Annotated in this window: 5 protein-coding genes; 4 read left to right on the top strand and 1 reads right to left on the bottom strand. The window is 58.4% G+C overall.

Going from position 1 to position 9341, the window contains the following annotated elements; all coding sequences use genetic code 11:
• Positions 1 to 1055: uracil-DNA glycosylase family protein (locus ACTIKR_RS18780; protein ID WP_442328666.1), on the top strand; the 1055-nt coding region annotated here is incomplete at its 5' end.
• A 280-nt stretch (positions 1056 to 1335) separates the two neighbouring features.
• Here ACTIKR_RS18780 and lplT read toward each other — a convergent pair.
• Complete coding sequence (lplT, locus tag ACTIKR_RS18775; protein WP_193087170.1) at positions 1336 to 2649, bottom strand: lysophospholipid transporter LplT; 1314 nt, start codon at positions 2647 to 2649, stop codon at positions 1336 to 1338.
• A 576-nt stretch (positions 2650 to 3225) separates the two neighbouring features.
• Between lplT and smc the strand changes: the two genes are divergently transcribed.
• The 3 genes from smc to ligA all read left to right on the top strand — a co-directional run.
• Positions 3226 to 6753: a chromosome segregation protein SMC gene (gene smc, locus ACTIKR_RS18770; protein WP_193087169.1), complete on the top strand. Its 3528-nt coding sequence runs from the start codon at positions 3226 to 3228 to the stop codon at positions 6751 to 6753.
• A gap of 20 nt (positions 6754 to 6773) precedes the next feature.
• Positions 6774 to 7880: a cell division protein ZipA C-terminal FtsZ-binding domain-containing protein gene (locus ACTIKR_RS18765; RefSeq protein WP_193087168.1), complete on the top strand. Its 1107-nt coding sequence runs from the start codon at positions 6774 to 6776 to the stop codon at positions 7878 to 7880.
• 11 nt (positions 7881 to 7891) lie between these two features.
• The coding region (gene ligA, locus ACTIKR_RS18760) for an NAD-dependent DNA ligase LigA (protein WP_442328665.1) at positions 7892 to 9341 on the top strand (1450 nt) is incomplete at its 3' end.

Raw genomic sequence — 9341 nt, 5'->3', positions numbered from 1 at the left:
CTCTCCAGTTGCTTTGGTTGCAGGAGAGCGGGATTGATCGTCTATGGGGGCGTGCGCTGACCGTATCCGCAGTGGCCGAACCCCACGCTGTAGCACATACCAAACACACCCCGGCGGCAGGCGCTGCATCGACAGCAGAACCTGCCCAGACGTATTCGGATCAGCGGCCTGCGGCGCCAGTCTCAGCGACCACAAGAGAGCCAGGCACGCCATTGGCAGCCGCACAAGAAACGGTGCCGGGTGCAGCATCGGCAGTCCAGAACGATGCTTCGCCTGCACGCCAGGCACTGGCAAAGCTGCGCGAACAAATGCAGCGGCAACGTCGGCCGGCAGGGCGTGCCGCCGCCGATACGCGTCGTGTGAAAGAAGACGGCGCCCGTGGGGCAATGAGCGAGTTTACCGGTGGTGCTGACAGCGCGTCCGGGACCGCTGTTCCTGAGCCCCAAGGTAGTCGTTCGGTGGATCCATTGGCGCCGGCAGATGCCCGGATCGAGTGGCCGGTATTGGCTGCGACTATCCGGCAGTGCACGCGTTGCGGTCTGTCGGAGCATGCCCGTCAGCCGGTACCTGGCACCGGCACCGCGACAGCGCGCTTGATGATTATTGACCAGGCGCCAGGCGCGCAGGATGAAATCAGCGGTGAACCCCTCAGTGGACAGGCGGGCCAGTTGCTGGACAATATGCTCGCCGCGATCGGCATCTCCCGTGAAGCGACGTTTATTACTGATGTGGTCAAGTGCCGGCCAATGGTGAGCCGGCCAGCCGAGCCGCATGAGATTGCGGCCTGCGCCGATTATCTGCAACAGCAAATCGCCATGGTGCAGCCATCATGTGTCCTGTTGTTCGGCAATGCTGCCCAGTCTGTGCTTGGCACTACTGAATCGGTAGGCGAACTGCGTCAAATGCATGACCTGCAGATCACCGTACAGGGCAGGGCGATTCCGGTCTTGGTCACCTTTCATCCGAATCATCTGATGGCCAATCAGGCCGCCAAACCGCTGGCGTGGGTCGATCTTAAACGCCTGCGACAGCTATTGCAGCAGACTGCAGCATAAGACGTCGGATATCCGGCAGATAGCGGTGGGGGTTGTGCCCGCCCCGCAGCCGGATTTGATGCCGCCGTCTGGCTGCATCGGCAGCCTGAACGCATGGCGCGCATGTCTGCGCAATATCTGACCGTGATCGGCCAAACTGGTATAAGGCGATATGGAATAAGCGGTGTGTATTCAAGCGCTTTGAGATAAAACCGGGCCAGTGCGGCAAACCAACCGTGGGTAGGGGATGCGACCCGGGATGCCAGCGCCACGGACCTACTGGCCCGCAAATGCCCGGATGCTAATGCCCGGTCTGGGCCCGACCATGGCCTTCTTCACCAATTTCTGCAAAGATCGCCGGATAGCGCCGCTGGTTGCGATAGCACCAGGCAATCACCAGCGCCATGAGCACGGCGACAATGACGCCAAAGATAATAATGATGGTATTGATGTGCAGGTTCATTTCCAGCATGAACCAGTACGCCGCCACCATGAACAGAATGTTCAATTGTTCGTTGAAATTCTGTACGGCAATGGAATGGCCGGCCGATAAAAGAACATGTCCGCGGTGCTGCAGCAGCGCGTTGAGCGGCACCACGAAAAAGCCGGAGAGCCCGCCTACCAGGATCAGGGTGAAGTACACCGCCCAGGTATCTTTGACAATGGTCATCAACATGACGGAAAAGCCCATGACAACGCCGATAGGCAGTACATGCAATGCGCGCGTCAGCGGGACCCGACCGGCCAGAACCGAACCGACAATGGTGCCGATGGCCGCTACACCCATCAGATTGGCCGATTGGGCGATGCTCAGTTGCAGGTGGTCACGCCCCCATTGCAGCACGATCAGCTGCAGAGTGGCGCCCGCGCCCCAAAACAGGGTGGTGACCGCCAGTGAAATTTGTCCGACCTTGTCCCGCCACAGGATGCGCACATAACTGGCAAACACGCTGAGCAGCTTCACTGGATTGGATTCTTGTTTCGGATACACGAAGTGCGTATTGGGGATCAGCAAATTACAGATAGCGGCCAGAATATAAATTCCGCCAATGACGACAATGGCCGCCTCGGCCGGCGTTTTTGCCAGGACCGACATCCAGGGCAGGGCCAGCAGGAAATCGGACAGGGGTGGCTCGATCAGCTTGCCTCCCAGAACGACCCCGAAAATAATCGAAAGTACAGTGAGCCCTTCGATCCAGCTGTTACCCTTGACCAGATCCCGCGGGGGCAGCAGCTCGGTGACGATGCCGTATTTGGCTGGCGAATAGGCAGCCGCGCCGATACCCACCAGGGCATAGGAAAAACAGACGATGTAGGCGTGCAGGCTCTTGTCGGACGGGGCCATCATGGCAAAGCCGAACATCAGCAGGCAGCCGGAAATTTTAATTGCATTGGTGACAAACATGACACGACCCTTTGGAAAAGAATCGGCGATGGCGCCAACGAACGCAGCCAGAATGACATAGGCGAACGCAAAAAACCATTTCATGGCGGGCGTCATCCAGTCGGGTCCGGAAAGTTCAGCGATAAGGGCGATGGCAGCGATAAAAAGCGCATTGTCGGCCAGGGACGAGAGCGCCTGTGCCAACATGACGAGAAAGAAACCTTTTTTCAAACTGAATATCCCGTTTTAACTTGTTATCGCGTATCCGAATCCGGTGCAAGCACCAGACGATAAAGTAACCATATGTCGTGGTCATGAAATGATGCTGGCAGAAAGACCAGACAGGTGCCGGTGTTTTCCGTTGTGCTCAATCGCAACATAATATCAGGTTCAGTGGCGCTTCGTTACTCATTGCCCCCAACCGATAGCGAATTAGATCCAAACCTGTGCGGGACGATGGCCTGACGTAAATATCTGCCGACCGGATTGATTTGCCAGGCCATGTAGCAGGCTGAAATATTTGTTGTCGGGGGCCGTAGCAGACCGGTGTTGGCTGAGCATGCGGGAGTGATCCATCGCGACGTTGCGCCAGAACGCGGCACGGCTTGCGCTGGCGTTCAGAAATCAGTGCTGCACCGGAATCCGGAGGGGGTGATTTGCGCCCTGCGCAAATATTGCTATTATGACTTTTGTTTACTATCAAATCGGATCGCCTGGGTTATCATACAGGGCTGGAGCCTGACTGTCGGGCCGGTTCTGTATCGGCACCGCCTCAGGGCATTTTTTTTACTTTGTATTGTTCCTTACGTGCGCCTTACCCAACTCAAACTAGCTGGATTCAAGTCTTTTGTTGATCCTACGGTCATCCCGGTGCCCAGCCAGATGGTGGGCGTGGTCGGTCCCAATGGCTGTGGCAAATCCAATATTATCGACGCCGTACGCTGGGTGATGGGTGAAACACGCGCCTCTGAACTGCGCGGCGAATCCATGCAGGACGTTATCTTCAACGGCTCGGGACACAGAAAGCCGGCTGCACGGGCGTCAGTTGAACTGGTCTTTGACAACAGCGACGGTCGTGCCGTTGGTCAGTGGAGCACATACGGAGAAATCGCCGTCAGGCGGGTTCTGACCCGCGATGGCACCAGCAGCTATTACGTCAACAACCAGCAGGTCCGCCGCAAGGATATCCACGATATTTTCCTGGGCACCGGTCTGGGCGCGCGTGGATACGCCATCATTGGCCAGGGCATGATCAATCGCCTGATCGAGGCCAAACCCGAAGAACTGCGTGTGTATCTGGAAGAGGCCGCCGGCGTGTCCAGGTATAAGGAGCGTCGCCGGGAAACCGAAAACCGTCTGGGCGATACCCGTGAGAACCTGACTCGTGTCGAAGACATCATGCGCGAGCTTGAGTCACAGCTCAGCCGCCTGGAAGCGCAGGCCGAAGTGGCACGCAAGTATCGTGACCTGCAGCACGATGGCGAAAAAAAGCAACACGTGCTTTGGCTGATCCGGGAAGAGAATGCCCGCGCCGATCAGGAGAAAAAAGCCCTGGAGATCGAAAAGGCGCAGACTGAACTGGAGGCCTCGCTCGCTGAATTGCGCGCTTCAGAAAGTGAGGTGGAAAAACGCCGGCAGGCGCATTATCAGGCCAGCGACGCCGTGCACGCAGCCCAGGCCGCCATGTACGAGGCCAATACCACAGTCAGCCGTCTAGAGACCGAAATCCGCCATGTGGTGGATGCACGTAACCGTCTGCAGGCGCGCAAGACGACGCTCAACACCCAAATGCAGGAGTGGCAGGATCAACTGACGCATTGCACGGAACAGATTGCCGAGCTTGAAGAAGAACTGGCCGCTGCTGCCGAGCGCGCGGCCATGGTCCAGGATGAACTGGAATCGCGTCAGGCCCAGATGCCTGATGTGGAAGAAAAAGTACGCAGTGCGTCGGCAACCCGCGAGACTATGCGATCCGAGCTGGCTCGCGTTGAACAGAAGCTAGCGCTCACGGCCCAGGCGCAGCGTGACGCCGACCGCCAGTTGCAGCAGTTGGAGCAACGCCGTGAACGCCTGGAGCGCGAGCTGGGCGAGATCCAGAGCCCTGATGCAGGACGTCTTGAGCAACTGACCGGTGATCGCAACGCGGCCGAAGCCCAGCTGGAAGAAGTGCAGGCAACCCTGCAGGACATGGAAGAGCGGTTGCCGCAGTTGGATGAGGCACGCCGCAATGCACAAAACAATTCGCAAAAGGAAACGCAGGATGTGGCCAGGCTTGAAGCCCGGCTGAACGCGCTTAGCGCCCTGCAGGAAGATGTGCAGAAGAAGGGGGCGCTCGAACCCTGGCTGCAAAAGCATGATCTGGCTGGTTTTGGCCGGCTTTGGCAACAAATACATATTGAACCGGGCTGGGAAGCGGCACTCGAATCCGTATTGCGTGAACGGCTGACCGCGCTGCCATTGCGCGACCTGGATATGGCGCGTGCCTTCACGGATGATCCGCCACCGTCGCGGCTTGCGTTTTACCAGAAACCGACAGCCGAGGCGTTGCCGGCTGCGCTGCCGGGCCATACGCCGCTGCTGTCGTTGTTGCGGTGCAGCGATCCTGATCTCAAAAGCTTGCTGGGACGTTGGCTGCAAGGCGTCTACACTGCTTCATCGCTGACTGAAGCGCTGGGACAGCGGCAATCGTTGCCGGTCGGTGTGCAATTGGTGGTGCGCGAAGGGCACATGACCGATGCACATGGCCTGTGTTTTTATGCGGCCGATTCCGAGCAGTCGGGCATGCTGGCCCGCCAGCAGGAGATTGACAATCTTAAGCGCGAAATCAAGGCGCGCCAGTTGATTGCCGATCAGGCCGTTACGCAGCTGGCCCGCAGCGAAGCGGCCTGGACTGCGCTGTCGCAATCGATGACACCGGCGCGCCAGCGCCTGTCAGAGCTGACCCGCCGGGTGCACGATCTGCAGATGGAGCATTCCAGGCTACACGGGCAGATGCAACAAAGCGAAGAGCGCAACGCACGCATTAACGAAGATCTGGCCGATATCCGCATACAGCAGGAAGAGTTGCTGGCCCAGAAGGAAGAGTCCGAAGCCAGTTTTGAAACATTGGACAATGAGCTGGCCACGTTGCAGGAAACCTATGCTGAGGCGGAAATGGCTGGCGAGACGCTGGCCGAAACGGCCGAAGCTGCGCGCCAGCAAATTCGCGAGCTGGAGCGTAATGTACAGGAAGCGGGCTTTACCCAGCGTGGTCTGACGTCGCGGATTGCCGACTTGACCCGTAACAGGGACCTGGCCGGCAATCAGATTAATCAGGCCCGCAACGAACTGGAAAACCTGGAAACCGAGCTGTTTGATTTCGATGAGTCCGCAACACAGGCGGGGCTGCAAGACGCGCTGGAAACCCGCGTGATCCGCGAGGAAGCATTGGCAGCCGCCCGTCTTGAACTGGACAATCTGGCTGCCACGCTGCGCGGTGCCGACGAAACGCGCATGCGTACCGAGCAGTCGCTGGAGCCGCGTCGCGCCCATATTATGCAGCTGCAGTTAGATGAACAGGCAGCCCGGCTGGCCGTGGAGCAGTTTTCCGAACAGCTGGACGAACACGAGGTCGATCGCACAGCGCTCAAAGCTGATTTGAACGATTTGCCCGAGGATTGGTCCAAAGTGACTTGGCTGCATGCCGAAGTGCAGAAAATATCCCGACAGATCGAAGCGCTGGGGTCGGTCAACCTGGCCGCGCTGGACGAACTCACCGAGTCGCGTGAGCGCAAGGGGTTTCTGGATGCGCAACACGCGGATCTGACCGAGGCCATCGATACGCTGGAAGACGCGATTCGTCGCATCGACCGGGAAACGCGCGATTTGTTGCAGGAAACGTTCAATCAGGTCAATACGCATTTTGGCGAGTTGTTTCCGAAGCTGTTCGGTGGCGGCGAGGCACGCCTGTCCATGACCGGCGAAGAAATTCTGGATGCTGGCGTGCAGGTGATGGCGCAGCCGCCGGGTAAACGCAACAGCACGATTCATCTGCTGTCAGGCGGTGAAAAGGCACTGACGGCCACTGCGCTGGTATTCGCGTTGTTCAAGCTGAATCCGGCGCCATTCTGTCTGCTGGACGAGGTGGATGCGCCGCTGGACGATGCCAACACCGAAAGGTATGCCAACCTGGTTGGCAGCATGAGCGAACAGACGCAGTTTTTATTTATTTCTCACAATAAAATAGCCATGCAGATGGCGAAGCAGTTAATCGGTGTTACGATGCAAGAACAAGGGGTTTCCCGAATTGTTGCTGTGGATATCGAGTCCGCCGTCCAGCTTGTTGGCGAAGCGTAAACAAAAGGGTCAATCACACAATGAGTAATTTGCAACTGGCTTTAATTGCGATCGGAATCGTGCTGATTCTGCTGGTGCTGCTGTTCAATTGGTGGCAGGACCAACGAGTGCGCAGGCAAATGCACGAACAGTTCAGCATGGGCGACGAACACGAGAATGACGTTCTGCTCAAGGATCGCAAACCGGTTACGCCAGTCCAAAAAGCGCCGGCCGACCGGCAGGATCCGGTCTTTGCCAGCGACCTTGATGAGGCTGCTTCCCCAGCGCCCGCCGCTGCGCCTATGGGCGCAGCAGTGCCCGCTCGTGATATGGACGGGCAGCACGACCAAGAAGCCGTTGATGAAATGACCGAAGGCGTTATTGAGTTGCATTTTGCTGCTCCCGTCGGTGGCGCCGACCTGCACCGTTATACCCGAAGCGCCCTGTACGCTGGTTCCAAGCCATTGCGCTTTTTTGCCGAGACCGACGACGGGCTGCATCGCGCTGATTTGCGTGCTGACGAGAATTACGTATCGTTGCAAATGGCCGTCCTGTTGGCTAACCGCGCCGGAGCACTGGGCGAAATAGAGTGGTCGCAGGCCTGGGCCAAGGCCGATGAAATTGCCCATGAATTTGATGCCAGCGTCGAAAGCCCCGATGTGCCCGGCTTGCTGCGCCGCGCCGTGAAACTGGATCAGGTATGCGCCAATCTGGACACGCAAGTGGGTCTGACTGTGCAACTGGCGCAGCCGCATCCTGTTCGCAGTGTGATCGACGTTGCCCGCGCCAAGGGCTTTACGGAATATCGCAATGGTCTGGCCTGGATGAACCATGACGGTCTGCCACGCTTTGTCTTGTTGCTGGCGGGTGAACATGCCGATGACCCTGCAAACGCTGGCGTCAATCGCGTGGACCTGCTGCTGGACGTTCCCTGCAGTCCGCCGGACGACACGCCCTTTGCCCGCATGATGGCCGTAGCCCGTGATCTGGCGCTGTCTCTTGACGGCCAGTTGATCGATGATTCTGGACGCCCGGTGATGGAAGGGTCCGAGCACGCTATTGACGAGCAGATTCGCGGTATATACCAAGAGCTGGAGCAGCAGGGCCTGCAAGCCGGCTCGCCACGCGCCTTGCGGGTCTTCTCCTAAAGGCATGTGTCATGGCGCAGGGCAAAGAACAACAGTTGCAGGCCGAACTGGAGCGCCTGCGTGCACAAATCAATGCACACAATCACGCGTATCACGTTCTGGATGCGCCAACGATCAGCGATACGGAATTTGACGGTCTGATGCAGCGGTTGCTGGCCATCGAGGCCGAGCACCCTGCATGGGTCAATGCAGATTCTCCGTCGCAGCGCGTGGGCAGCGCACCGTTGCCTTTTTTTGAAAGTGTCCGTCATGCCGTGCCCATGCTGTCGTTGGGCAATGCATTCAGCAGTGAAGAAGTGATGGCCTTCGACAAGCGGGTTTGTGACGCCTTGCGTGCTGCGGGCCTGCTCGGCCCGGCAGAAAAAGTGGAATATAACTGCGAAGTCAAAATGGACGGGCTGGCCATCAGCATCCGTTACGAGAACGGTCGCCTGGTGCGAGCCGCGACACGTGGCGATGGCTTGTCCGGCGAGGACGTGACTGCCAATATCCGCACCTTGCGCTCGGTCCCGCTGACGCTCTCGCCCGGCTTTCCAGCGGTGCTGGAAGTGCGCGGCGAAGTACTCATGAACAGCAGCGACTTTGAAAAACTCAATAAGCACCAGGCCGCAGCAGGGGACAAGACATTTGTCAATCCTCGCAATGCGGCGGCAGGCAGCTTGCGCCAGCTGGATCCGCGGCTCACAGCCAAGCGGCCGCTGCGATTTTTCGCCTATGGCTGGGGTCAGCTGGATGGGCTCACCGCCCCTTTGCCCGATACTCATTCCGGCATGCTTGACTGGTTGTCCTCCCTGGGTTTGTCCGTAGGCAAATATCGAAAGAGCGTGACTGGCCCCGACGCGCTGCTTGCTTTTTATGAAGAAATTGGCCAGTCGCGGACAAATTTACCCTTTGATATTGATGGGGTGGTGTACAAGGTCAACTCGCTGAAGGCACAGACGGAACTGGGCTTTGTTTCGCGCGCGCCCAGGTTTGCGCTGGCGCACAAGTTTGCTGCCGAGGAAGCGACGACCTTGCTGTTGGATATCGAGGTGCAGGTGGGCCGCACCGGAGCGCTCACGCCGGTGGCCAGGCTGCAACCTGTCTTTGTAGGCGGCGTGACGGTGACGAATGCTACGCTGCACAATGAAGACGAGATCCGACGCAAGGATGTGAGAATTGGCGATACCGTGGTCGTGCGCCGAGCCGGCGACGTAATCCCGGAAGTGCTGCGCCCTGTACTGGAAATGCGTCCGGCCGATGCTCGGCTGTTTGCCATGGTGACCCAGTGTCCAGTCTGCGGCTCTGCGGTGGAACGCCTACCCGACGAGGCGGCGACTCGCTGTACCGGTGGCCTTTTTTGTGCCGCCCAGCGCAAGCAAAGCCTGTTGCATGCAGCAGGACGTAAGGCCCTGGATATCGAAGGGCTGGGTGAAAAGCTGATCGACCAATTGGTTGACCACGACTGGGTTCGCTCGATTG

The sequence above is a fragment of the Advenella sp. genome (genome assembly GCF_052108595.1).
GTDB lineage: Bacteria > Pseudomonadota > Gammaproteobacteria > Burkholderiales > Burkholderiaceae_B > Advenella.
The sequence above is the reverse complement of the archived record's forward strand: the minus strand, read 5'-3'. Positions and strand labels throughout refer to the sequence as shown.